27 protein-coding genes are annotated in these 24336 nt (G+C 72.1%); 11 read left to right on the plus strand and 16 right to left on the minus strand.

What is annotated here, in order from left to right; translation table 11 throughout:
- The first annotated feature begins 3 nt into the window (after window positions 1-3).
- The 10 genes from FH608_RS30230 to FH608_RS30275 all read left to right on the plus strand — a co-directional run bounded on the left by FH608_RS30230 (window position 4) and on the right by FH608_RS30275 (window position 10487).
- A complete protein-coding gene (locus FH608_RS30230) occupies window positions 4-2199 on the plus strand; it encodes a family 43 glycosylhydrolase (protein ID WP_139634033.1) in 2196 nt (731 codons plus the stop codon).
- Between the two features lie 137 nt (window positions 2200-2336).
- Window positions 2337-3656, plus strand: a complete 1320-nt coding sequence (locus FH608_RS30235) for an MFS transporter (protein WP_139634034.1) — start codon at window positions 2337-2339, stop codon at window positions 3654-3656.
- A gap of 205 nt (window positions 3657-3861) precedes the next feature.
- Window positions 3862-5232 carry a cytochrome ubiquinol oxidase subunit I gene (locus FH608_RS30240; RefSeq protein WP_139634035.1) on the plus strand — a complete coding sequence of 457 codons (1371 nt, stop codon included), beginning with the start codon at window positions 3862-3864 and terminating at the stop codon, window positions 5230-5232.
- A 2-nt stretch (window positions 5233-5234) separates the two neighbouring features.
- Window positions 5235-6230, plus strand: a complete 996-nt coding sequence (locus FH608_RS30245; protein ID WP_139634036.1) for a cytochrome d ubiquinol oxidase subunit II — start codon at window positions 5235-5237, stop codon at window positions 6228-6230.
- Between the two features lie 172 nt (window positions 6231-6402).
- Window positions 6403-6909 carry a hemerythrin domain-containing protein gene (locus FH608_RS30250; RefSeq protein ID WP_139634037.1) on the plus strand — a complete coding sequence of 169 codons (507 nt, stop codon included), beginning with the start codon at window positions 6403-6405 and terminating at the stop codon, window positions 6907-6909.
- Window positions 6910-7067: 158 nt separating this feature from the next.
- Window positions 7068-7736 (plus strand): TetR/AcrR family transcriptional regulator, encoded by a 669-nt coding sequence (locus FH608_RS30255; RefSeq protein WP_139634038.1) that lies wholly within the window; start codon window positions 7068-7070, stop codon window positions 7734-7736.
- A gap of 86 nt (window positions 7737-7822) precedes the next feature.
- On the plus strand, window positions 7823-9046 hold the full coding sequence (locus FH608_RS30260; RefSeq protein WP_139634039.1) for a cytochrome P450: 1224 nt from the start codon (window positions 7823-7825) through the stop codon (window positions 9044-9046).
- Between the two features lie 129 nt (window positions 9047-9175).
- Window positions 9176-9661 (plus strand): phosphoheptose isomerase family protein, encoded by a 486-nt coding sequence (locus FH608_RS30265; RefSeq protein ID WP_139634040.1) that lies wholly within the window; start codon window positions 9176-9178, stop codon window positions 9659-9661.
- Window positions 9658-9891 carry a HypC/HybG/HupF family hydrogenase formation chaperone gene (locus FH608_RS30270; RefSeq protein ID WP_139634041.1) on the plus strand — a complete coding sequence of 78 codons (234 nt, stop codon included), beginning with the start codon at window positions 9658-9660 and terminating at the stop codon, window positions 9889-9891. The genes FH608_RS30265 and FH608_RS30270 overlap by 4 nt, the downstream gene beginning before the upstream one ends.
- Complete coding sequence (locus FH608_RS30275; RefSeq protein WP_139634042.1) at window positions 9891-10487, plus strand: D-sedoheptulose-7-phosphate isomerase; 597 nt, start codon at window positions 9891-9893, stop codon at window positions 10485-10487. Before FH608_RS30270 ends, FH608_RS30275 begins: the two co-directional genes overlap by 1 nt.
- A 97-nt stretch (window positions 10488-10584) precedes the next feature.
- Here FH608_RS30275 and hypE read toward each other — a convergent pair whose 3' ends face one another.
- The 13 genes from hypE to FH608_RS30335 are packed head-to-tail and all read right to left on the minus strand — an operon-like array spanning window position 10585 to window position 20014.
- Window positions 10585-11658 carry a hydrogenase expression/formation protein HypE gene (gene hypE / locus FH608_RS30280; protein ID WP_226900034.1) on the minus strand — a complete coding sequence of 358 codons (1074 nt, stop codon included), beginning with the start codon at window positions 11656-11658 and terminating at the stop codon, window positions 10585-10587.
- A complete protein-coding gene (gene hypD / locus FH608_RS30285) occupies window positions 11655-12809 on the minus strand; it encodes a hydrogenase formation protein HypD (protein WP_139634043.1) in 1155 nt (384 codons plus the stop codon). The genes hypE and hypD overlap by 4 nt, the downstream gene beginning before the upstream one ends.
- A gap of 12 nt (window positions 12810-12821) precedes the next feature.
- The gene (locus tag FH608_RS30290) at window positions 12822-13094 is read right to left on the minus strand and encodes a HypC/HybG/HupF family hydrogenase formation chaperone (RefSeq protein WP_139634044.1); all 273 of its coding nucleotides are present in this window, start codon (window positions 13092-13094) and stop codon (window positions 12822-12824) included.
- Complete coding sequence (locus FH608_RS30295) at window positions 13072-13437, minus strand: hydrogenase maturation nickel metallochaperone HypA/HybF (protein ID WP_139634045.1); 366 nt, start codon at window positions 13435-13437, stop codon at window positions 13072-13074. Before FH608_RS30295 ends, FH608_RS30290 begins: the two co-directional genes overlap by 23 nt.
- Before the next feature lie 6 nt (window positions 13438-13443).
- Window positions 13444-13551, minus strand: coding sequence for a DUF6893 family small protein (locus FH608_RS54465; protein WP_394367708.1), 108 nt, complete (start codon window positions 13549-13551; stop codon window positions 13444-13446).
- 11 nt (window positions 13552-13562) lie between these two features.
- Window positions 13563-14354, minus strand: coding sequence for a hydrogenase maturation protease (locus FH608_RS53035; protein WP_226900035.1), 792 nt, complete (start codon window positions 14352-14354; stop codon window positions 13563-13565).
- Window positions 14351-15232 (minus strand): hypothetical protein, encoded by an 882-nt coding sequence (locus FH608_RS30305; RefSeq protein WP_139634046.1) that lies wholly within the window; start codon window positions 15230-15232, stop codon window positions 14351-14353. Before FH608_RS30305 ends, FH608_RS53035 begins: the two co-directional genes overlap by 4 nt.
- Window positions 15233-15237: 5 nt before the next feature.
- On the minus strand, window positions 15238-15876 hold the full coding sequence (locus FH608_RS30310; RefSeq protein WP_139634047.1) for a DUF6084 family protein: 639 nt from the start codon (window positions 15874-15876) through the stop codon (window positions 15238-15240).
- A 15-nt stretch (window positions 15877-15891) separates the two neighbouring features.
- Window positions 15892-16113 carry a hypothetical protein gene (locus FH608_RS30315; protein ID WP_139634048.1) on the minus strand — a complete coding sequence of 74 codons (222 nt, stop codon included), beginning with the start codon at window positions 16111-16113 and terminating at the stop codon, window positions 15892-15894.
- Window positions 16110-16733: a DUF5947 family protein gene (locus FH608_RS30320; RefSeq protein WP_139634049.1), complete on the minus strand. Its 624-nt coding sequence runs from the start codon at window positions 16731-16733 to the stop codon at window positions 16110-16112. Before FH608_RS30320 ends, FH608_RS30315 begins: the two co-directional genes overlap by 4 nt.
- A complete protein-coding gene (locus FH608_RS30325; RefSeq protein ID WP_139634050.1) occupies window positions 16730-17164 on the minus strand; it encodes a hypothetical protein in 435 nt (144 codons plus the stop codon). Before FH608_RS30325 ends, FH608_RS30320 begins: the two co-directional genes overlap by 4 nt.
- Window positions 17161-18966: a nickel-dependent hydrogenase large subunit gene (locus FH608_RS30330; protein ID WP_226900036.1), complete on the minus strand. Its 1806-nt coding sequence runs from the start codon at window positions 18964-18966 to the stop codon at window positions 17161-17163. The genes FH608_RS30325 and FH608_RS30330 overlap by 4 nt, the downstream gene beginning before the upstream one ends.
- Window positions 18967-18982: 16 nt before the next feature.
- Window positions 18983-20014, minus strand: a complete 1032-nt coding sequence (locus FH608_RS30335) for an NADH-quinone oxidoreductase subunit B family protein (RefSeq protein WP_226900037.1) — start codon at window positions 20012-20014, stop codon at window positions 18983-18985.
- Window positions 20015-20139: 125 nt separating this feature from the next.
- Between FH608_RS30335 and FH608_RS30340 the strand changes: the two genes are divergently transcribed.
- Complete coding sequence (locus FH608_RS30340) at window positions 20140-20655, plus strand: hypothetical protein (protein ID WP_139634052.1); 516 nt, start codon at window positions 20140-20142, stop codon at window positions 20653-20655.
- A 124-nt stretch (window positions 20656-20779) separates the two neighbouring features.
- Here the strand turns inward: FH608_RS30340 and hypF are convergent, their stop codons facing one another.
- The 3 genes from hypF to FH608_RS53900 form a co-directional block, all read right to left on the minus strand.
- A complete protein-coding gene (gene hypF / locus FH608_RS30345; RefSeq protein ID WP_139634053.1) occupies window positions 20780-23080 on the minus strand; it encodes a carbamoyltransferase HypF in 2301 nt (766 codons plus the stop codon).
- A 55-nt stretch (window positions 23081-23135) separates the two neighbouring features.
- Window positions 23136-23858 (minus strand): WD40 repeat domain-containing protein, encoded by a 723-nt coding sequence (locus FH608_RS30350; protein ID WP_139634054.1) that lies wholly within the window; start codon window positions 23856-23858, stop codon window positions 23136-23138.
- A gap of 310 nt (window positions 23859-24168) precedes the next feature.
- The gene (locus tag FH608_RS53900; protein ID WP_263008709.1) at window positions 24169-24294 is read right to left on the minus strand and encodes a hypothetical protein; all 126 of its coding nucleotides are present in this window, start codon (window positions 24292-24294) and stop codon (window positions 24169-24171) included.
- Window positions 24295-24336: the final 42 nt, after the last annotated feature.

The following is a 24336-nucleotide window of genomic DNA, read 5'->3' on the forward strand; positions in this document are numbered from 1 at the left end:
CATATGCGTATCGCTGCGGTCGCATCGCTGGTCCTCTCCTTACTCACCGGCCTCAACGACCCCATTGGCCACGCGTACGAGAATCCCGTCTCGTCCGGGTTCGCCGACAGCTTCGCCGATCCCGCCGTGATCCGGGGGCTCGACGGCTACTGGTACGCGTACGGAACCTCCGACCCGCTCCGCGAGGGCGAGGGCACCCACCACCGGCTGCCGATCGCCCGCTCCACCGATCTGGTCTCGTGGACGTACGTCGGCGACGCGTTCGGCGAGGACAACCTGCCCCCGTACGCGGCCCCCGGCAGCCTGCTGTGGGCGCCCGACATCCGCTACCTCGACGGCCGTTACGTCATGTACTTCACGGTCACCAACACCACGAGCAGCCCGCACGAGTGGGACTACTCGATCGGCGCTGCCACCGCTCCGACGCCGACCGGCCCGTGGACGCACCTCTCGGCCCCGGTGGTGGCACCGCGCCCGTCGGGGGACTCGTACTGGAACACGATCGATCCGGCGCAGTTCACGGACGTGGACGGACGCAAGTACCTCTACTTCGGCGGATTTTTCGGCGGATTGTGGGTTACGGAGCTGAGCCCTGACGGGCTGCACACCGTGGGGCAGCCGACGCAGGTGGCCATCGACAACAAGTTCGAGGGCTCGTACGTCGTCCGCCACGACGGCTACTACTACCTGCTGGCCTCCTCCGCGAACTGCTGCGCGGGGCCCACCACCGGCTACTCCGTCCTGGCCGGCCGCGCCACCAGCCCGCGCGGTCCCTTCACCGACCGCGAGGGCCTGCCGCTGCTCGCCTCCCGCGCCGGCGGCACCCCCGTCCTCGACCAGAACGGCGACCGCTGGATCGGCACGGGCCACCACGCCCAGGTCACCGACCTCGCCGGCCAGGACTGGATGGCCTACCACGCGATCGACCGGGACGACCCGTTCCTGGACGGCCCGTACGGGATCAACGAGCGGCCGATGCTGCTCGACCGGCTGGACTGGATCGACGGCTGGCCGATGGTCCGGGCGGGGGCGGGGCCCTCGGAGCAGTCGGACGAGGCGCCGGTCACGCGCGGGTTCGTGAGCCTGACCGATGATCTGTCGGGGTGGCGCGGGGACGGCTGGACCGTGCAGGACGGATATGTCCGGCACTCCGACGGCGGTGGCGCGCTGACGGCGCGGCGTGGCGTCGGCGGCGACATCCGCGCCGAGACGGACCTCCGGCTGGAGGGCCCGTCGGCCGGTCTGCGCGTCGGGCGGGCCACCGTGACGGTGTCCGCCGACGGGCTGACGATCACGGCGGGCGGCGCCCGCCGGACGGCCGCGCTGCCGGGCGGTGAGGCCGCGTCCGCAGGCCTGGCGACCTGGCACAACCTGGCCGTCACGGTCAAGGGGCGGACGATCACGGCGGAGGTCTCGTCGAGCCGCCTCGGCGACCCGCAGGCCACGCTCCGCCTCCACTCGCCCGTACCGCTGTCCGGCGGGTTCGCCCTGGTGAGCGAGGGCGTGGCCGACTTCGACAACGTCAGCGTGGCCCGGCTCGCCAGGCCCGTCACCCGCCCGGCGCCGGTGCCGCGCCCCGGCCGCCTGATCGACGCCGACGAGTTCGACGGAGAGGAGTCCGACGGCGCGGGCGGCGACTGGCAGTGGGTCCGTGAGGACCCGGACGCCCGCGTCACCGGCGGCGTGCTGCGCTGGCCGCTGCAGAACGCGGACCTGGTGGGCACCGCCAACACCGCGAGCGTCCTGCTCCGCGACGCGCCGGAGGGCGACTACGTCGTGGAGACCAAGGTGACGCTCGACCTCGGCGACGACACCGTACGCAACTACCAGCAGGCCGGCCTGGTCGCCTACGCCTCCGACGACGACTTCGCCCGGCTGTGCCAGGTGGCCATCTGGAACACCCGCCAGGTGGAGTACGGCCGCGAGCTGCCGTTCGCCGGCCGCCTGTCCTACGGCGGCAACATCGTCGGCCCGCCCGCCCGGACGACCTGGCTCAGGCTGGCCCACCACGTGGACCCGGCGAACGGCGAGCACGAGTTCCGGGCCGCGTCGAGCCGCGACGGGCGGACGTGGACGTGGGGCGGCGTGTGGACGTTCCCGAAGGACACCGTTCCGCGCATCGGCCTCGTCGCCCACGGCGGCGCCCAGCCGGCGGTCGACGCCGAGTTCGACTATCTGCGCGTTTACCGGACCAGGTGACCGCCCCCGGAGCCCGCGCGGAACGCCCGGGCTCCGGGGCTCCCCGTGCCGCCTCCAGGTCGTGAACAAGGCTCGTGACCGCCGGTGCTGTGTCATGTACCGTCGCGGGAAACGCGGTTCCCATTGAGGAGCGGTAGATGGCAGAGGAGCAGCGACTCGACACGACAGGGCAGCAGAAGAACAGACAACTGGTCCGGGCGGTGGTCGCCTCCGCCGTCGGCACCTCGATCGAATGGTACGACTTCTTCCTCTACGGCTTCGCGGCCAGCACGATCTTCGCGGAGCTGTTCTTCCCCAAGAGCGACCCCACGACAGGTCTCCTGCTGTCGCTCGGCACCTACTTCGGCGGGTTCGCCGCCCGCCCGATCGGGGCGGCCATCTTCGGCCACTACGGCGACCGGATCGGCCGCAAGGCCACCCTCATCATCACGCTCGTGAGCATGGGCATCGCCACCGCGCTGGTCGGGCTCGTGCCGACGTACGAGCAGATCGGGATCTGGGGCGGCATCCTGCTGACCCTGCTCCGCCTGATCCAGGGCATCAGCGTCGGCGGCGAGTGGGGCGGCTCCGTGCTGCTGGCCACCGAGTGGGGCCAGTCGCGCGGCGGGCGGCGCGGCTTCCTGGGAAGCTGGCCGCAGTTCGGCGTGCCGGTCGGGCTGGTGCTCGGCTACGTGGCACTCCAGGTGTTCCAGCCGCTCGACCCCGCCTGGGGATGGCGCATCCCGTTCCTGCTCAGCATCGTGATGGCCGGGGTCGGCCTCTACATCAGGCTCGGCATCCTGGAGACGCCGGTCTTCGCGAAGGTCCTGGCGGAGAAGCGGGTCGAGCGGGTGCCCGTCCGCGAGGTCATCGTCAGGAACTGGCGGGAGATCGTGCTGAGCGCGCTGCTCAGGACGGGCCAGCAGGCGCCGTTCTACATCTTCACCGTCTTCATCCTCACATACGCCACCAAGACCCTGGGGTTCTCGACCGGTGACGTCTACCTGTACGTCATCGTCGCCGGGATCGTGTCGCTGTTCACCGTGCCCTTCTGGGGCTACATCTCCGACCTGGTGGGACGGCGGCGGCTGTACATCATCGGGGCCGCCGCCATGGTGGTCTGGTCGTTCGTCTACTGGCCGCTGCTCGACACCCGGGTGCCGTCGCTCGTCTTCCTGGCCGTCGTGCTGGCGGCGCCGATCCACGACATCCAGTACGGCCCGCAGGCCACGTTCATCGCCGAGAGCTTCACCGGGCGCTTACGGTACAGCGGCTCCTCGCTCGGCTACCAGCTGGCCTCGGTGACGGCGGGCGGGCCGGCGCCGCTGATCGCGGTGTGGCTGTACGCCACCTTCCAGAGCTCGTTCGCGATCGCCGTCTATATGGCGATATGTGCGTTGATCAGCGTGGTGGCGGCGGCCGCGCTGAAGGACCGGGCGCACCAGGACTACGCCGTCGAGTACGACCAGCAGGTCTGACAGGTGAGGGCGCCCGGCCCCCGGGCGCCCTCGCTCCTTTCGCCAGCCGGCGCCCCGGACCTCCGGCCGGTCGAAGCGGCACAGATGGCCACCCCCGCGACAAGAGCCATCAGAACCGGGTGAATGTTTCAGATCACGAGTTTGGCATTACCCGTACCCGATCTCGGGCAGGAACGGCGGGATCGATCCGAGCAGCGGGGGGACGATGTCGCACGCGATCACCGCCGAGGCCGGCGCCGCCCTCGCCGACCTGTGGGCCGCGCGGATGCAGATGGGGGTGTCGCTGGGCTGGCACATCGTGCTCGCCTGCCTCGGCGTCGGCATGCCGGCCATCACGCTGCTCGCCGAGTGGCGCGGCCACCGGCGCGGCGACCAGTACTACCGGCTGCTGGCCCGCCGCTGGGCCAGGGCGATGGGCGTGCTCTTCGCGGTGGGCGCGGTCTCGGGCACGATCCTGTCGTTCGAGATGGGCCTGCTGTGGCCGGGCATGATGGGCGTGTACGGCGAGGTCATCGGCCTGCCGTTCGCCCTGGAAGGCATCGCGTTCTTCATCGAGGCCATCTTCCTGGGCCTCTACCTGTACGCGTGGGACCGCCTCCCGCCCAGGGCGCACCTGCTGACCGGGATCCCGATCGTGGTGGCGGGGGTCGCCAGCGCCTTCTTCGTCGTCTGCGCCAACGCCTGGATGCAGCACCCGGTGGGCTTCCGGGTCGACGACGGCCGCGTCGTGGCGGTCCGACCGTGGGCGGCGATGTTCAACGCGGCCGTGCCGTCGATGACCACGCACATGATCCTGGCCGCGTTCATGGTCGCCGGGTTCGGCATCGCGAGCGTCTACGCCGTCGCCATGCTGCGCGGGCGCCGCGACCGCTACCACCGGCTCGGCCTGCTGCTGCCGCTGACCGTGGCCGCGATCATCTCGCCCGTGCAGATCTACGTGGGCGACTGGGCCGCGCGGTCCGTGGCCGAGCAGCAGCCGGTCAAGCTCGCCGCCATGGAGGGCGTCTTCACGACCGCCCGCGCGGTGCCGCTCCACCTCGGCGGCGTCATGATCGACGACCGGCTGCGGTACTCGCTGGAGATCCCGTACGGGCTGTCGCTCCTGGCCCACTGGAACCCGGACGCCGAGATCCGGGGCCTCGAGTCGGTGCCGCCCGGCGACCGGCCGCCCGTCAACATCGTCCACTGGTCGTTCCAGATCATGGTGGGGCTGGGCTTCGCGCTGCTGGCCCTCGGTGCCTGGCTGGCCTGGTACTGGTGGCGACATCGGACCATGCCGAGGACGCGCTGGTTCCTGCGCGCGACGGCGGTGTCGGGCGTGGCGGCGGTGGCGGCGCTGGAGTGCGGCTGGATCCTCACCGAGGTGGGCCGCCAGCCGTGGATCGTCTACGAGGTGTTGCGCACGGCGGACGCGGTCAACCCGGCGCCCGGCCTGGTGTACGGATTCGTGCTGGTGGCCGCGATCTACGTGGTGCTCACCGTGGCCAGCGTGTACGTGATGCGCCGCCTGGCCCGTGACGTGCCCGTGCCGATCGCCCCCCAGGAGCGCGACGTCAGCGGCTACAAGGTCGTGTGAGCATGCCGCTGCCGGACGTCATGCTCGCGGTGCTGTGGCTCGGGCTGACCGCGTACGTGCTGTTCGCCGGGGCGGACTTCGGTGGCGGCGTCTGGGACCTGCTGGCCGGCGGCGCCACGGCGGGGCAGCGGCAGCGGGACCAGATCGAGCACTCGATCGGCCCCGTCTGGGAGGCCAACCACGTGTGGCTGATCTTCGTGATCGTGATGGCGTGGACCGGCTTCCCCTCGGTGTTCGCGGCCATCGCCTCCACGCTCTACATCCCGCTCACGTTCGCCGCCCTGGGCATCATCGGCCGGGGCGCGGCCTTCGCCTTCCGCAAGGTGTCCACGCGGCTCTGGCAGCGCCGGCTGTTCGGCGCCACGTTCGCCTTCTCCTCCCTCGCCACCCCGTTCTTCCTCGGCACGGTCGCGGGGGCCATCGCCTCGGGCCGGGTGCCGCCCGGCATCGCCAGGGGCGACCTGATCGGCAGCTGGGTCAACCCGACGTCCCTGGTCGCGGGCGTGCTGGCCATCGGCACCGCCGCGTACCTGGCCTGCGTCTACCTGACCCGCGACGCCGAGCGCGCCGGGCACGACGACCTGGCGGAGGCCTTCCGGCGGCGCGCGCTGGGCACCGGCGTGGTGGTCGGCGCGCTGTCGGCGGCGGGCCTGCTCGTGCTGCGGGCCGACGCGCCCGGCCTGTTCGTCGCGCTGATCTCAGGACGGGCGCTGCCCCTCCTGCTCGTGTCCATCATCGCGGGGCTCGCCTCGCTGCTGCTGCTGTTGTGGCGGGCGTACGTGGCCGTACGGCTCACCGCCGGCCTGGCCGTGGCCGGGCTGCTGTGGGGGTGGGGGATCGGGCAGTACCCGTGGCTGCTGCCCGGCGTCTCCCTGGGCGACGCGGCGGCCACCGAATCGGTGCTGGCGGCCAGCCTGGGCTCGCTGGCCGTGGGCGCGTTCCTGCTGGTGCCGTCGATGTGGTGGCTGTACGCCACCTTCCAGCGGGGCCGCGCCTAGCCGTGCCGCCTCGGCCGGCCGGAGACGATCGAGCCCCCGCCCCCCGGTCCCGGCCCGGACGAGGCGCCGATTTGACCGGTGGCGCGAACGGTGATGGGCTCCTTGCCAGCGTCGCGGTGCACCCGGCAGGCAGACCGCCGAGGGCATGGAGGCGCCGGATCCTGGGACGACGATGGAAACACCCGACGGGCGCCTGACGGCGTTCGGCAATCAACTGATCGACGTGCACATCTGGCTGCGGGAGCAGCTGGACGTTCTGCGGGAGCATCTCGACGGCGGGGGTGGCCCGCTTCGCGGCGGCACGCGACTCCACGACCTGCGGGCTCACTGCCTGACCTTCTGCTCCGCGCTGAGCCGGCACCACTCCGGCGAGGACGGCGGCGCGTTCCCGGCGCTCGCCGAGCGCTTCCCCGAGCTCGGCCCGGTCCTCGACGAGCTGCGCCGCGACCACGTGCTGGTGGAGGACTCCCTGCGGCGGCTGCGGGAGCTGATCGAGGGCCTGGACGAGTGCGGTGACCTGGCCAGGGCGCGCACCGAGCTCGACAGCCTCGCCGCGCTGATGGAGACCCACTTCGTCTACGAGGAGAAGCGGATCGTCGCGGCGCTCAACGGGCTCGACGTGCCGGAGTGGCACCGTACCCGGCCCGGCTTCCTGATCAACGGCGACTCGGAAGGCTGACCGGAACGGCGAAAGCCCCGAGCCCATCGGCGGGTAGATTTTAAATCAGGCGCTTGACTTAAACAGTGCCGCTCTGGTTGGCTGATCGCGACAGAGTCGACTGCGGAGGTTACAGTGCGTCAAGCCATCAGTGGGCGGAGGTCGGGCGGGGCGAGCGGGTGGTGAGCGTGGCCGTACGCACCGAGCGCGCCAGCGCCACCCGCGAGCAGATCCTGACGGCGGCCGAGCGGCTGTTCGCCGAGCACGGCGTGATCGCCGTGTCCAACCGGCAGGTCAGCGAGGCCGCGGGCCAGGGCAACAACGCGGCGGTGGGCTACCACTTCGGCACGAAGGCCGACCTGGTGCGCGCGATCGTGCGCAAGCACGCCACGCGGCTCGAACGCCTCCGCAAGCGGATGCTGGCGGAGATCGGCGACTCGGCCGACGTACGCGACTGGGTGGCCTGCCTGGTGCGCCCGGTCACCGAGCATCTGGGTGCGATGGGCAGCCCCACGTGGTTCGCCCGGTTCGGCGCCCAGGTGCTGTCCGACCCGGCGCTGCGCGACATCATGGTCGAGGAGGCGCTGACCTCACCCACGCTCGTCGAGGTGCTCGACGGGCTCAACCGGTGCCTGCCCGAGCTGCCGCCCGAGGTGCGTGCCGAGCGCAGTGACATGGCGAGCCAGCTGATGGTCCACATGTGCGCCGAGCGCGAGCGCGCCCTGGCCGAGGGCCGGCCCACGCCCAGGGCCACCTGGCACGGCGCCGCGACCGGGCTGATCGACGCCATCGTCGCCCTGTGGGCGGCGCCCGTGACGTCCGAGGCGGCGAGCGGCAGTTCATGCTGACGGTTCCGCCGTCGCCGGCGAGCTCGCCGAGCTCGGAGAGAGAAGCGTAAACCCGTGTGCCGGCCGATCCGGGAGGAGAGCAGACGATGACTGACACGTTGAGCGACGCGGTGAGCAGGCCCGAGGTTCCGGACTTCCCCATGGCCAGGGCGGCCGGGTGCCCGTTCGACCCGCCGCCGGCCCTTCAGGCGCTGCGCGAGGAGGGGCCGCTGGCCAAGGTGCGGCTGTGGGACGGCAGCACGCCGTGGCTGGTGACCTCGTACGCCGAGCAGCGGGCGCTGCTGGCCGACCCGCGGGTCAGCGCCGACGTCACCCGCCCCGGCTTCCCGAGCCCGGCGCCCCGGCCCCGCAACAGCTCGCTGAGCTTCATCCTGATGGACGACCCCGAGCACGCCCGGCAGCGCCGCATGGTGCAGGCGACGTTCACCGTCAGGCGGGTCGAGTCCATGCGCCCGGCCGTGCAGAAGATCGTGGACGACCTGCTCGACGAGCTGCTGGCCGGGCCCAGGCCGGTGGACCTGGTCGAGGCGTTCGCGCTGCCGGTGCCCTCGCTGGTGATCTGCGAGCTGCTCGGCGTGCCGTACGCGGACCACGACTTCTTCCAGGACAACAGCAAGACCATCATCAGGCGCAGCGCCACCCCCGAGCAGCGGGCCGAGGCCGGCGCGCGGCTGAACGAGTACCTCGACGAGCTGGTGGGCAGGAAGCTCGCCGAGCCGGGCGACGACCTGCTCTCGCGGGTCGCCGAACGCGTGACGTCCGGCGAGCTGACCCGGCGGCAGGCCGCCCAGATGGGCGTGCTCCTGCTGATCGCCGGGCACGAGACCACCGCCAACATGATCGCGCTCGGCACGCTCGCCCTGCTGCGCCACCCCGACCAGCTCGCCCTGCTGCGCGAGAGCGACGACCCGAAGCTGGTCGCCGGGGCGGTCGAGGAGCTGCTGCGCTACCTCAACATCACCCACAACGGCCGCCGCCGCGTCGCCCGGGAGGACATCGAGATCGCCGGCCGGACCATCAGGGCGGGCGAGGGCATCATCCTGGCCAACGACATCGGCAACCGCGACCCCGAGGTCTTCCCCGACCCCGACGAGCTCGACCTGCGCCGCGACGCCCGCCGCCACGTGGCCTTCGGCTTCGGCGTGCACCAGTGCCTCGGCCAGCCGCTGGCCCGCATGGAGCTGCAGGTCGTCTACAGCACCCTCTACCGGCGCATCCCCACCCTGCGGCTGGCCACCGACCTGGAGCGCATCCCGTTCAAGCACGACGGGGCGGTGTACGGCGTCTACGAGCTGCCCGTCACCTGGTAGGCCCCGGCCGCGTCGCCGGTCGCGCGGGGGAATCTTGCCGGGACCTTGCCGAAGCGGTGGCGGCGAAATGCGTATCATCCAGGCCGGGCCGCGATGGAATGGGCGATGTCGTGCATCCGAGAAGACGGGATGTCGGGAGTGCTCGATCAGGTCCGTGACGCGGCGGGAACGGCGCTGGTGGAAGAGGTGGGCGCCGTCATCGAGGCGGCGTCCGCGATGTCGGAGCGGTTCCGGCGCGGGGGCAGGTTGCTGGCCTTCGGCCGGGGCGAGGCGGCGGCGGACGCGGCGCACGTTGCGGTGGAGTTCACCCATCCGGTGATCGTCGGCAAGCGGGCGCTTCCCGCCCTCTGCCTGGGCGCCGAGCCGTCGCTGCTGCCGGTCCTGGGCCGTTCCCAGGACATCGCCGTCGGGGTACGGCCCGCTGCCGGTGACTTCGCCGCCGCCCGCGCGCTCGGCATGCTGACCGTGGCGCTGACGGTGAACGAGACGGGCGCGGGGGCCGACCACGTGCTGGCGGCGCGCTGCGACGATCCGCTGGTCGCGGGGGAGATCCACGTCACGGTGTACCACCTGCTGTGGGAGCTGGTCCACGTGTTCCAGGAGGCCGGCTCATGAGTGGGGACGGTCTCGTGAGCGGGGACGGCGCCTGCGACTCCTGCGTGACCTGCGGCGACGTGGCCGTGCAGGTGCGGGTCGTCGGGCTGCTGCCCGCGGGGCTCGCCAGGGCCGACACCGGCGCGGGCACGGAGGAGATCAGCGTGGCGCTGGTGGACGCGCGGATCGGTGACACGGTGCTGGTGCACGCCGGCGAGGCGATCGCCGTCATCGGAAGGGACGGATCGTGATGGAAGAGCTTTATCCGTTCTTGCGGCGGGATCCGCTCGACCTGACGGCGTCCACCGCCGCGAAGGCGCGCGAGAGCCTGGAGCTGCGGCGGCGGGTGCTCGACGAGATGGACAAGCCGCTGCGCGCGTGCGCGGAGGCGGTGGCCGCCTCCCTTCGCGGGGGAGGGCGGCTGTTCACGTTCGGCAACGGTGGCAGCAGCACGGACGCCCAGTCGGTGGCGGCGCTGTTCACCGGGCGCGGCCTGCCCGCGGTGTCGCTGGCCGGCGACTCGGCGCTCGTGACGGCGCTCGGCAACGACGTCGGGTTCGAGGTGGTGTTCGCCCGGCAGCTCGCCGCGCTCGGCGGCGCGGGCGACGTCGCCTGCGCGCTGTCGACCAGCGGCGGCTCGGCGAACGTGCTCCAGGGCCTGGCCCAGGCGGCCCGTCTCGGCATGGTGACGATCGGGTTCGCCGGCTCGGGGGGCGGGCGGATGGCCGAGGAGCGGCTGGCCGAGCACCTGTTCGTGGTCCCGTCGTCGTCGGTGCACCGCATCCAGGAGGCGCAGGCGACCTTGTACCACGTGCTGGCCGAGCTGGTGTCGGCAGACCTGGCGTAGCCGGCCGCGCCCGCTGGTGCCGGTGGACGCGGCGCAGCGGGCCTGGTGCCGGTGGACGCGCGTGCCCGCGCCAGCAGCGGGCCGCCTCCCGCCGGTGTCAGCAGATGCGGGGGAGCGGGTCGCCCACGAGGACGTCCACGACCCTGGTGCCGCCGAAGGCGGTGCGCAGCAGGACCAGCCCGGCCGGCGCGGCCGCCACGGTGCCGACGATCGCGGCGCCCTCGCCCAGCGGGTGGGAGCGGAGCGTGTCGAGGGCCTGCCCGGCGTGCTCCCCGTCGACCACCGTCACGAAGCGGCCCTCGCAGGCCACGTAGAGGGGGTCGAGCCCGAGCAGCTCGCACACGCCGGTGACCTCCGGCCGTACCGGGATCTGCTCCTCCTGCAGCACGACGGCCACCTCCGAGCTGCGGGCCACCTCGTTCAGCACAGTGGCCACGCCGCCTCGGGTGGCGTCCCGCAGTGCCCTCACGTGGCTCGGCAGCGCCGCCAGCAGCTCGCGGACGATCCCGTGCAGCGGGGCGGTGTCGGAGCGGATGGGCGCCTCGATGCCGAAGTCGTCCCTGGCCAGCATGATGGCCGCGCCGTGCTCGCCGATCGGGCCCGACACGATGACCGCGTCGCCAGGACGGGCACGCGCTGCCGACAGCGTGACCGGCTGCTCGACGAGCCCGACCCCGGACGTGGTGATGTAGCAGCCGTCGGCCTTGCCGCGCTGGACGACCTTGGTGTCGCCGGTGACGATCGCCACCTCGGCCGCCTCGGCCGCCGCGGCCATGGAGTCGGTGATGCGCCGCAGGTCGGCGACGGCGAAGCCCTCCTCCAGGATGAAGCCCGCCGACAGGTGGACCGGTCGCGCCCCGCACATGGCCAGGTCGTTCACGGTGCCGTTGACGGCCAGGTCGCCGATGTCGCCGCCGGGGAAGAACAGCGGCGACACCACGTACGAGTCGGTGGTGAAGGCCAGCTGCTGATCACCGGCCCGCAGCAGCGCGCCGTCGTCGAGCGGCGCGAGCAGCGGGTTGCGGAACGCCTCCAGGAAGACCGCCTCGATCAGGGTGTGCGTGGCCTTGCCGCCGGCGCCGTGGGCGAGCGTGATGCGCTCCTCCCTGATGACCGGCTTGCGGCGCCGGATGCGCTCGATGCGGTCGAGCACCTGCTGTTCGCGGCTCACGCCCGGCTCGCCTCCTCCGCCAGCGGCTCGCGGGCCGCGGCGCGCATCTGGTCCCGGCTGAACCGGCCGAAGTTGTAGTACGCCGCGCAGGCGCCCTCCGAGGAGACCATGCAGGTGCCGATCGGCGTCTCCGGCGTGCAGGCGGTGCCGAACACCTTGCACTCCCACGGCTTGAGCACGCCTTTGAGCACCTCGCCGCACTGGCACGACTTGGGGTCGGCCACGCGCACGCCGGGCAGGTCGAAGACGCGCTCGGCGTCGAAGGCGGCGTACTCGTCGGCCATGGCCAGCGCCGAGTGCGCGATGAACCCGAGCCCGCGGAACTCGAAGTGCGGGCGCAGCCGCATCACCCGGCCGATGGCCGAGAGCGCGATGCGGTTGCCGTGCCAGGGCACCACGCGGGCGTACTGGTTCTCGACCTCGCAGCGGCCCTCGGCGAGCTGGGTGAGCAGCATGTGCACCGAGGTCAGGATGTCGAGCGGCTCGAACCCGGCGACCACCAGCGGCTTGCCGTAGTCGCGGGCGATGAACTCGTACGGCTGGCAGCCGATCACCGCCGAGACGTGGCCGGGGCCGATGAACCCGTCGAGCCGCAGGTCCGGCGAGTCGAGGATGGCCTTGACCGCCGGAATGATCATGACATGGTTGCAGAAGACGGAGAAGTTGCTCAGCCCCTCCTCCGCGGCCCGCAGCACGGTCATGGCGGTCGACGGCGCGGTGGTCTCGAACCCGATGGCCATGAACACGACCTTGCGGTCCGGGTTGGCGCGCGCGATCTTGAGTGCGTCGAGCGGCGAGTACACCATCCGGATGTCCGCCCCCGCCGCCTTGGCGTCCAGGAACGAGCCCGTCCCGCCGGGCACGCGCATCATGTCGCCGAACGAGGTCATGATCACGCCGGGCTGGCGGGCGATGTGGATGGCGTCGTCCACCCGGCCCATCGGGATCACGCAGACCGGGCAGCCGGGGCCGTGCACGAGGTTCACCTCGGGCGGCAGGTGGTCTTCGAGGCCGTGCTTGTAGATGGTGTGGGTGTGGCCGCCGCACACCTCCATGAACGTGTACGTGCGGCCGGGGCGGCAGCTCTCGGCGATCCGCGCGGCGAGCGCCCGCGCCCGGTCCGCGTCGCGGAACTCATCGACGAAGCGCATCACAGGTCCTCCTCACGCGATGTCCGAGGCGCGCAGCGCGTCGAGCTCGTCCGCGTACGGCTGCCCGAGCCCCCGCAGGTAGTCGAGCACCGCCTGCGCCTCCTTCTCGGAGATCTTGGACAGTGCGAACCCGACGTGCACGAGCACCCAGTCGCCCGGCGCGAGCCGCTCGTCGGCGAGCAGGCCGATGTTGATGCGCCGGCGCACGCCGCTGACGTCCACCACGGCCAGGTCCTCGTGCTCCGGCAGGCGTTCCACCAGCTCACCGGGGATGCCGAGACACATCCGGCACCTCCTCGCCGAAGGAGACCGACTCCAGCACCAGCTCGTCGCCGCCGCTGACGTCCACGTCGTCGGCGCCGCAGACGGGGCAGACGGCGAGCGCGTCCACGGACTCGGAGTTGCTGCCGCAGGTGTCGCAGCGCACCGTCATAGGCGTGATGACCAGCTCAAGCTCGGCGTCCTGGGCCGGCGTGCCGGCCGCGGCCATCGTGAACGCCTGCCCGAAGGCGTCGTCCACGACGGCGTGCCGGGCGCCGACGCGGACCCGGGCGGACGTGACGCGCCTGCCCCCCGCCCGCTCCCGGATCAGCTCGACGAGGCCCTCGCACATCCCGATCTCATGCATGCTGCCCTACATCCGTTCCATCTTCATGTACCGCCGGATCTCCGGCCATTGGTGGACGAGCATCGCCGCGAGCCCGCAGACCACGAGCAGCTTCACCACGCGCGACTTCCACATCTCACATCACCTCATCGGGGTGCAGGATCGCGGGAGCCGGGAACGGCGTTTTCCGCAATCATTTCCATAACCAGGGACTTCACAAGGCTCGTCGCCTCGCCGACCATCGCGCGTACTGGCTCGCTCAGCTCGAACGGCGCCTCCGCGACCGACAGCGGCTCGCAGCAGACCACCCGCACGAGGGCGGGCACGCGGCCGAGCTGCCGGGCCAGCCGCAGGACCCTGACCGGGTCCATGCCGTGCGTCTCCACCAGCGTCCGCTCGCCGTCCGGCAGGTCGGGCTCCAGCACGGTGAGCGTGCCGGGCGCCTCGCCGCGGGCCGCCGCGTCCACGAAGACCACGCCCGCGTAGTCGCGTTGCAGGGCGTAGGCCAGGTCCATGCCGCGGATGCCGAAGTCGACGACGTCCGCGCCGGGCAGGGCGCCCTCCAGGCGGCGGACCACCTCGACGCCGAAGCCGTCGTCCCCCAGGAACACGTTGCCGATCCCGGCGACCAGGACCTTGCGCGCCTCGCCCAGGGGCTCGACCTCGTCGCGGGAGTAGAAGAACCGATGCCCGGGCAGCCGGGCCTCGCCCAGGTCGCGCCCGGGGTCGTCGTCGAGCGTGACCGCGAGGTGGATGCCGCCCTCGTCGTCCTGCTCCACGCTCTCCACGACGCCGATCCGGCCGTCGAGCACGAGGTCGAAGATGTCGGCCTGGCTGCGGGGCCGCAGCCGGACCCGGCTGCCGGGGCCGACCGGCACGCCGTCGATCACCACCGTGCCCGGCCCCGGAGCCTCCATCCGATCCCAGAAATCACTCATGCGTGCTCCTCCTTGCGCATGACGCCGTGCAGCCGCATCAGCTCCTCGGGCGTGAGGGCCTCGCAGCGGTCGAGGATCTCCCTGGCGCGCGGGTCGCCGGCGCGGATCTCCCGCCGCTCCTCGTCGCTCAGCGCGAGCACGCTCAGCGTGAGCAGCTGGTCGATCTCGGTCGCGTCGAACAGGTCGCCCGGGCTCTCCGGCGCGATCTTCGGGTTGTCGTACAGGATGATCGGCGAGGACAGCATGGTGTCCTCGCCCACGAGGACGGGCCAGGCGCCGACGTTGTCGCAGCCCGCCGCGTACGCCCGCAGCTCCTCGGGCGGGTCCATGAGCGAGACGAACCGGGCGCCCGGCGCGCGCAGCACGGTGTGCGCCGAGACCAGCGTGCGCAGCATGGCCTCGTCGCGGGAGCCGCCGGGCCAGGGGGTCGTGTTGACGACCTCCACCCTGATCCGCGCGAGACCGGGCCGCAGCCGTTCCGCGCTGGTCTCGATCCGGCCGCTCAGCGCCTCCCACGCGCGCGCCTCGTCACCGGGGCCGCGCAGCAGCCCGTCCGCGACCTCGATCTCCGTGACGACGGGGCCGCGCAGCAGCTCGTCCAGGACGAGCCCCGGCACGGTCACCTCGCGCTCGGTCGCCTCCTGGCCGGCCGGGTGGCGGGTCACGACGTGCAGGAACCGCACGCACACGTCGAGGGCGTCGCTGGGCCCGGCTTCGAGCAGGCACTCGGTACGCATGAGCCACGGGCTGCCGTACCCCTCGGGGTGCACGCCGCCGATCGTCCAGCGGTGCCGGTTCTTCAGCGCCGACTCCCGGTACGGCCAGAGCAGGTAGCCCTCGTACAGCACGGCCCGCGCGATCTGCCTGACAGGATCCATGTGGGTCAGCCTCCGCTCGTCTCCAGCAGCGACCGCACCGCGTCGTCCCAGCAGGGCAGGGTGTGCCGCACCCGGTGCGCGTACAGGCGGTCGAACGTGTCGCGCTCCAGCCGGATCCAGGCGGTGCGCGGGAAGTGCCGGTCCATCAGGTCGTGCCACGCCTTGACCGGCATGGCGAAGCCCGCCTCGGTGTCCCACGGCAGGTGGGCGGCCTGCAGGCGCTCCCCGTCGAGGTAGAAGAGGGTGCCGGTGAACAGGAAGCGCAGCGGCACCTCGCCGTCGGCGAGCCCGTGCAGGTACTTGGTGGCGGCCACGTCGAAGTCGTACGTGCAGGGGACGGTGACCGGCGTGGTCGTGGCGCCGTCGAAGCCGGGCACGTGGGTGACGGTCTGCGTCCACAGCAGGCTGGCCAGGTTGCGGGACCAGGTCGCGGGCGGGCCGAACAGCTCGGCGAGCCGCTCGCGCGAGCCGTCGTCGTAGCCGCGGGCCGGGGCGTCGATGCGGATCTGCGTGGCCAGCGTGAGCGCCCGGATCGGGGCGTCCGCCTCCAGGTCGAGCTGGAACCGCAGCGCCGGGGCGACGGCGGGCTCCGCCGCCTCGACGCCGCGCACGCCGATGCGCAGGGCCGGTGTGGTCGGTGGCATGGTCGGCGGTCGCGATCAGGCGGGCGACAGGTTGGGCATGTCGGGGTCGATCGGATCGTGCTTGCGAGGGTTGATCCCGGTCGAACGGCCGGCGGTGGAGCGGCCGTCGGGCAGGTGGCCGTCCATCTTCTCGTAGTTGCCGGTGGCGTTGCCCTCTTTGACGCCCTTGACGTGGGAGGGCGAGTCGGGGCGCGTGTCGCGCCTGCCGATCCTGAGCGACGATGGCTTCTTGGTCACGCTGGGCTCCTGTCGTTGCCGGTCGCCGGCGCTCCGGCCGACCGTCCGTCGAGGTCGGTGAAGAACTGGGTGAGGTGCCGGCGCACCTCCTGGCCGCCGGTCAGGCCACGCCACCGGCTGCGGAGGGCGCCGACCAGCGCGTAGCAGTCGTCCACCGGCACGATCCAGGCGCCGTGGTCGCGGTCGGAGAGCAGCGCCTCCACGTCCGGCTCCAGCCCGCCGAGCACGGGGTACGCCTCCCGCAGGCGGTCCCAGGCCGGCCTGTCGAGCGGCGCGCGCACCGCCCCGGCCGGGCTCGGGTAGTGCTGGACCGGCAGCCCGGTGGTCGAGTCGACGATCACGAAGACCGTGCGCACCGGCGCCCACGGGCCGGCCCAGGTCTCCTCGTCCAGGCGCGCGCCGCTCAGCCGCAGGCGGCGCTCGGGCACCAGGCGGTAGTGGCCGCCGCCGGCCGCCCCGTGGTCGAACAGCAGTTGGCAGGCGCGGCACGCGCAGCGCAGCTCGCGGGCGGGCAGCTCCAGCAGGTGGCGGTGCGCGTCGGGCAGTGGCTCCGCGCACAGCTCGCACCGCTGTGCCCGCTCGCGCGGCCTGGTGGCGAGCTCGCGCAGCCGGCCGCTCATGTCGCCCGCACCCGCACGGCCAGGCTCTCGACCGGGATCAGCGCCTGGCCGGCGAGCTCGATCTCGACCCGCTCGATCTCCGGGGCCGCGTCGCGCACCGCCTGCCGCAGCCCGTCGGCGGACGAGCGGCAGCCGCCCGCCCGCAGGCGCAGGCGTACCAGGTCGGCCTCGACCGCGAGCACGTCGGCCGCGCTGCCCGCGAGCGCCGACTCGACCCGCGCCCGCGTGTCCAGCGGGTGCAGGTCGTGCAGCAGGAGCAGCGGCCCGACCAGCTCGTCCGCGGCCAGCCGCGCCGCGTGGTCCTCGCCCACGAGCTCCATGACCCGGGCCAGGCCCTCGCCGTACAGGCCGAGCAGCTCGCCGACCAGCTCGGTCGCGGCCGGTCCCGCCGTGTCGAGCAGGGACTCGATCCTCGCGATGCGCTCGCTCATCCCGATACGCCCGTGCCGAACGTCGGCGAGTGGACCTGCTTGAGCACCTTGCCGCCGCCGAGGTACATGTGCACCCCGCAGGGCAGGCACGGGTCGAAGCTGCGGACCGTGCGCATGATGTCGATGCCCCTGAAGTTGTCGGGGCCGTTCTCCTCGAAGATCGGCAGCCCCTGCACGGCGTCCTCGTACGGCCCCGGCGTCCCGTACATGTCGCGCGGGCTGGCGTTCCACGGCGTCGGCGGGTACGGGTGGTAGTTGGCGATCTTGCCGTCGCGGATCACCATGTGGTGCGAGAGCACCCCGCGCACCGCCTCGTGGAAGCCGCAGCCGATCGCCTCGTCCGGCACGTCGAAGTCGGAGAACACCTTCGTGCGCCCGGCCCTGACCTCGCCCATCGCCTGCTCGACGAAGTGGACCGCCATCGCCGCCGCGTACGCCACGAAGTAGGCGCGGGCGCGGTTGCGCTCGATGGTGTTGGCCCAGCGCGGGATCTGCCACTCCAGCTGCATCTCGCCGAACTCCCTGCTCTTGGGCAGGTTGATCTCCACGCTGTGGCCGGTGGCGCGGACGGTGCCGGTGTCGACCAGCCCGGCCAGCGCCGTGGACCACAGCCGCGCCAGCGGGCCGCCGCCGGTGTCGAGCGCCAGGTGGTCGCCGGTGCGCGAGTCGAACCAGCGGGGGCTCATCACCCAGCTGTAGTTGCCTCCGTCCAGCTCGCGCTTCTGCGGTTTGGGGAGGGTCGTCTGGTTCCACGGGTGGCGCTGGTCCACCGGGTTGCCGAGCGGGTCGTGGCTGACGAACGTCTCCTCCGACTGCCAGTCCTCGTAGTACGAGCTGCCCAGCAGGATCCGCATGCCGAGGTTGATGTCCACCAGGTTCGTGGTCCGCAGCTCGCCGTCCAGGACGATGCCCGGCGTGACGAACATCTTGCGGCCCCAGTCGTTCATGTTCTTGTACTGGTAGTCGACCGCGTCCGGGTCCTGGAAGGAGCCCCAGCAGCCGAGCATCACCCGCCTGCGGCCCACCTCCTCGTAGCCGGGCAGCGCCGCGTAGAAGAACTCGAAGATGTCGTCGTTCATCGGCACGGCCTTCTTGACGAAGTCCAGCACGTTGAGCAGCCGCGACAGGTAGTCGGTGAACACCTGGGGCGTCGCCACGGTGCCCACGCCGCCCGGGTAGAGCGTCGACGGGTGCACGTGCCTGCCCTCCATCAGGCAGCACATCTCCCGGGTGATCCGGCTGACCTGCAGCGCCTGGCGGTAGAGCTCGCCGCTGAACGGGTTGAAGGCGCGCATGATGTCGGCGATCGTGCGGTAGCCGTGGATGCCCGCGTTGGGCGCCTCGGTCGTCTCCGCCGTGCGCAGCAGGCCCGGGTTCGTCTCCTTGACCATCTGCTCGCAGTAGTCGACGAAGACCAGGTTGTCCTGGAAGAGCGTGTGGTCGAACATGTACTCGGCCGCCTCGCCGAGGTTGATGATCCATTCGGCCAGCGGCGGGGGCTTGACCCCGTAAGCCATGTTCTGGGCGTAGATCGAGCAGACCGCGTGGTTGTCGCCGCAGATGCCGCAGATGCGGCTGGTGATGAAGTGCGCGTCCCGCGGGTCCTTGCCCTTCATGAACACGCTGTAGCCGCGGAACAGCGACGAGGTGCTCTTGCACTCGACGACCTCGCGGTTCTTGAAATCGATCTTCGTGTAGATGCCCAGGTTCCCGATGATCCTGGTGATCGGGTCCCAGGACATCTCCACCAGCTCGCGGGCCTGCTCGACCTGCTCCGGAGCCCCCGTCGTACGCGTTGCCACCTCGCCGCTCTCCCTCTCAACCGTTTCCCCAGCGCGGGTCGTACCCGCTCGTCAGCCTGCGGCGGTTGTGACGCCACTTGGGCTCCTTGTTCGCCCCGGCGTTCGTGATGGCGCGCAGGCGGCGGATCATCGACCCGTACGCGGTGCTGAACGCCGCCGACACCGACCCGCCGGGTGGCTCGTCCATGAACGGCATGAACTTGTCGGGGAAGCCGGGCATCGTGCACGCGATGCAGATGCCGCCCACGTTGGGACAGCCGCCGACGCCGTCCATCCAGCCGCGCTTGGTGACGTTGCAGTTGACCACCGGTCCCCAGCAGCCGACGCGCACCAGGCACTTGGGGGAGTTGTAGTCATGGGCGAAGTCGCCCTGCTCGTAGTAGCCCGCCCGGTCGCAGCCCTCGTGCACGGTCTTGCCGAACAGCCAGGTGGGCCGGAGCATCTCGTCCAGCGGGATCGTCGGCGCCATGCCGGCGGCCTGGTACAGCAGCCAGGTCAGCGTCTCCATGAAGTTGTCCGGCTGCACGGGGCAGCCCGGCACGTTGACGATGGGCAGGCCGCCGGCAGAGCGGAAGTCCTTGCCCAGGTAGTCGGCGAGGCCCATGCAACCCGTCGGGTTGCCGGCCATGGCGTGGATGCCGCCGTACGTCGCGCACGTGCCGATCGCGACGACCGCCCACGCCCTGGGCGCGAGCCGGTCGATCCACTCGTTGACCGTGATGGGCTGACCAGTGGCCGGGTCGTTGCCCATCGACGTCCAGTAGCCCTCGCCGTTGATGTTCTCGTTCGGGATCGAGCCCTCGACGACGAAGATGAACGGGCCGAGCTCGTCCTGGGCGGCCTGGTGGAACGGGGCCATGAAGTCGTCGCCCACCTCCTTGGCGAGCACCTTGTTGTGCAGGTGCACCTTGGGCAGCCCCGGCACGAGCCCGAGCAGGACGTCCTCGAGGCTGGGCAGCGTTCCGGCGGTGACCGAGACGGTGTCGCCGTCGCAGCTCATGCCTTCGGAGGTCCACAGGATGTGCACCTCGTCCAAGGCAGTTGGCATTTGTGTGGTTGTCATGGCCCAAGCCCCCTTATTGGCCCCCCGTAGAGGTTTAGGTCCTACGTCGTTCGGTATCCGACCTGCGACTCTACGTAGCGGACATACCGTGCAGAGGAAGGTTGTAAACCATGACCCAGACCAAGCCGCCCCGAATCGGGCCGGATGACCTGCGGGAACGCGAGCCTGCCAGGCCCCGGCGATCTCTGCCGCGCGCCGGCGCGCGGGGCGCGATCGGGGCCATGGCGATGTCCGGGCTCCGGCAGCTCACGACCTCGGCCGGCCTGGTGGCGAAGGTGCCGCCTGAGTCCGTGCTGGAGCGCGTCGTGCCCAGGGCCGTTCGCCGGGTGCCGCGCCATCAGCGGCCGGCCGTCGTCGAGCTGGTCCACTGGAGCTACGGCGCGTTCGGCGGGGTGCTGTTCGGGCTGCTGCCCGGAGCCGTGCGCGTCCGGCCCTGGGCGGGGCCGATCTACGGGGCGGCGTTCTGGGCCGTGTTCGAGGCGGCCATCGCGCCCGCGCTGGGCCTGCCCCGCCATTCCCGCACGACCGCGGAGCGGTTGTCTCTCCTGGCCGACCACGTGGTGTACGGGATCGTGGTCGGCGCCTCGCCCTGGCCCCAGCAGGACAAATTCCCTGAGGAAACGTGAGGGCCGGCGGCGGTCTCGGGATCAGACGGGGCCGGATCGAAGCCGGGCGGCGGCCACAGCCAGAGGGAGCCGGGCGGCGGCGACGGCCTGAGGGAGCCGGGCTGGAGCCGGGCGGTGGCGACGGTCAGAGGGGGTCCGGCTGGAGCCGGGCGGCGGCCACGGCCACCTGGCCGAGGCTGATGCCGCCGTCGTTCGCCGGCACGCCGGAGTGGGTGAGGACCCGGAAACCGGCCTCCTCCAGCCGCGCGACCGTGCGCCGGAGCAGCAGCAGGTTCTGGAAGACGCCGCCGGACAGCGCCACCGTCTCCAGCCCCGCGCGATCGCGCAGCACGCGGCAGCAGCGGACGACGACATCGCCGACGCCGTTGTGGAAGCGGGCGGAGATGACGGCCGGATCGGTGCCCGCCGCCAGGTCCGCCGCCGCGGCGCGTACCAGGTCGGAGCCCGCCGCCACCAGATCGTCGGAGACGGCCGCCGGGTAGGCGGCCCGCTCGCCCGGGTCGGCCAGCTGCTCCAGCTCGATCGCGGCCTGCCCCTCGTAGGTGATCGTGTCGCGCACGCCGATCAGCGCCGCCACGGCGTCGAACAGCCGGCCGGCGCTCGACGTCGGCGGCGCGCCGGACCCGCCGCGCCGCGCCAGCGCCGTCACGCTCGCCCACCACCGCTCGTTGCGCCGGGCCACGGCCAGCGCGTCACCGTCGCCGTCGAGGTAGGCGGCGGCCATGCGCCAGGGCTGCCGGATCGCCGCGCTGCCGCCCGGCATCGGCACCGGCGCCAGGTGCCCGGCCCGCTCGAACGACGCCAGCCCGGCCAGCAGGAACTCGCCGCCCCACAGCGTCCCGTCGAGGCCGTAGCCGAGCCCGTCGAACGCGACGCCGATCACCGGCCCCGCCTCGCCGTTGTCGGCCAGGCAGGAGGCGATGTGCGCGTGGTGGTGCTGCACGGGCACCAGATCGACGTCCGGCAGGGCCAGGGCGTGCTTGGTGGACAGGTATTCGGGGTGCAGGTCGTGCGCGACCACCTCGGGTCGCACGCCGAACAGGGCGGCGAAGTGCTCGATGCCCTCGACGTACGACCGGAGCGTCTCGTAGTTCTCCAGGTCGCCGATGTGCGGCGACATCACGGCGTGGCCGCCCTTCGCCAGGCAGAACGTGCTCTTCAGCTCGGCGCCGCAGCCCAGCACGTGCCTGGGCGAGTCGAGGGGGAGGGCGAACGGGCGGGGGGCGTGGCCGCGCGCCCTGCGCAGGACCATGCCCCTGCCACGGAAGGGCCGCACCACCGAGTCGTCGGCGCGCAGGTGGATCGGGCGGTCATGGGTGAGGAACGCGTCCGCGACGCCGCAGAGCCGGTCGAAGGCGTCGCGGTCGTCGTACGCGATGGGCTCGTCGGAGCGGTTGCCGCTCGTCAGCACGATCGGCGCGCCGACGCCGTCGAGCAGCAGGTGGTGCAGCGGGGTGTAGGGCAGCATCAGGCCGAGGTGGCGGGTGCCCGGGGCGACAGCGCCGGCCACCGCGCTGTCCACCGTGCCGTCCATCGGGGCGCCGGCGCGGCGCGGCAGCAGCACCACGGGCCGCGCGGGGCCGGTCAGCAGGCGCTCCGCCACCTCGTCCACCTCGCACAGCCGCCGGGCCTCGTCCAGGCCGGCGACCATGACGGCGAACGGCTTGCCCGCGCGGTGCTTGCGCCGCCGCAGCTCCGCCGTGGTCTTCTCGTCGGACGCCAGCACCGACAGGTGGTAGCCGCCGATGCCCTTCACCGCGAGCACCCCGCCCGCCCGCAGCACCTCGGCGGCGCCGGCCAGCGGCTCGCCCGCCGCCCTGATCAAGCGCCCGAACCGGCCCCCCGCCGACGGATCCGCCCCCACCAGTCGCAGGGTGGGGCCGCAGGCGGGGCAGCAGGTGGGCTGGGCGTGGAAGCGCCGGTCGGCCGGGTCGTGATACTCGGCCAGGCAGCGGCCGCACATCTCGAACCCGGCCATCGTCGTCAGCGGCCTGTCGTACGGCATCGCCCGCACGATCGTCAGCCGCGGCCCGCAGTTGACGCAGTTGACGAACGGGTAGCGGTAGCGCCGGTCGGCCGGATCCGCCAGCTCGGCCAGGCAGTCGGCGCACGTCGCGATGTCGGGCGAGACCAGCGTGCGGGCGGTGCCCGACGGGTCGCTCTCGACGATCAGGAACCGGCCGCCCGCCCGGGTCGCGCCCGTGGTGACGGTCACCCGCTCGATCGAGGCCAGCGGGGGCGCGTCGCGCTCCAGCCGCGCCAGGAACTCACCGATCTGCTCCCGGCCGCCCTCCAGCTCGACGAAGACGCCCTGGGCGTCGTTGCCCACCAGCCCGGCCAGGCCCAGGCGGGTGGCCAGCCCGTGCACGAACGGCCGGAAGCCCACCCCCTGGACGACACCCTCGACGCGTACCCGAACCCCCATCGGACCAGTCTGCAACGGAACCGGCCCGGACCCGGCGCGGCGCGCCCTGCCGCCGTCAGCCGCGCGAGATCAGCGACCAGCCGTTGTTCGCGGGGGAGAAGGCCACGTTGTGGAGTGGCCAGCCGTTGGCGGAGAACCTCTTCATCTGCCGGAAGCACTCGTCATCGATGCGCCGGGCGAAGAAGGCGGACCCCGCGACGACGGTCCAGCCGCCGGCGGGGGTGAAGGCGACCTGGGTCACCCGCTGCTTGCGCCCCAGCTCGCGCATCTTCTGGAAGCACTCCTCGTCGATGTTGCGGGCGTAGAAGGTCTTCGTGCCGACCACGACCCAGCGGTTGCCGCCGGCCGGCGGGAAGGCCACGTTCACGACCTGCTGGCCCGCCTTGTAGTACGCGCGGATGCGCTGGTAGCACTCCTCGGGGATGTTGCGGGCGAACATCGCCCTGTCCCCGGTGATCACCCAGCCGCCGCCGGGCGCGAAGGCGACACAGTGGATCCTGGTGCCGGCGGCGATCAGCTGCTTCAACTTGGCGAAGAACTCGTCGGGCACGTTGCGCGCGAAGTACCCGCCGTTCCGGGTGACCATCGCCCAGCCGTTGGACGGCGTGAACGCGAACGAGGTGATGCCGGAGCCCGCCATCTTCCCCATCCTCTTGTGCGCCTCTTCCGGGATGCGGCGGTTGTAGAAGTGCCAGCCGGCGGCCTCCGCCGGGCCCGCCAGTCCCAGGGTGGCGAGGCCGGCCGCGCCGGTCAGTGCGAGAAATCCTCTGCGGTCCACGTCAACGCTCCTTCTTCAGGCGGGCACGGGTCGGCCCGCATCTGCGGAAGGATGCCATGATCTCGATGTTTTTGCACCGAATGTCAATTAATGTCGCCCGCCGGGAGTCAGGCGGTGCCGCGGTCCAGCGCGGCCTCGATGCCGTCCAGCAGGCCCCGCAGGCCGAACTCGCGCGCGTCGGCCGAGGCCCTGGGGTCGCAGCCCACGGCCGCGGACGTGACCGGCCGGAGCCCGCCCCTTCACGAGGTGGGCGTGCGACCACTCCGGCGACTTCCGCTGACCATCACCGGCGGGGTTGTGGGGACGCTTTTCAGGCGAGCCGGAGGCCCGCGGGCTGGATGATCGACGCGGCGAGGCTCTGGACGAAGCGCGTGATCAGCGCTTCGAGCAGCATCATGGCGGCCTTCGCGAGCAGGGAGGCCAGGAACTCGGACAATGTTCTACCTCATTGACGAAACTGCACTTACGGTCATATTTC

Origin of the sequence: Nonomuraea phyllanthi (assembly GCF_006334985.2) — a bacterium.
GTDB lineage: Bacteria > Actinomycetota > Actinomycetes > Streptosporangiales > Streptosporangiaceae > Nonomuraea > Nonomuraea phyllanthi.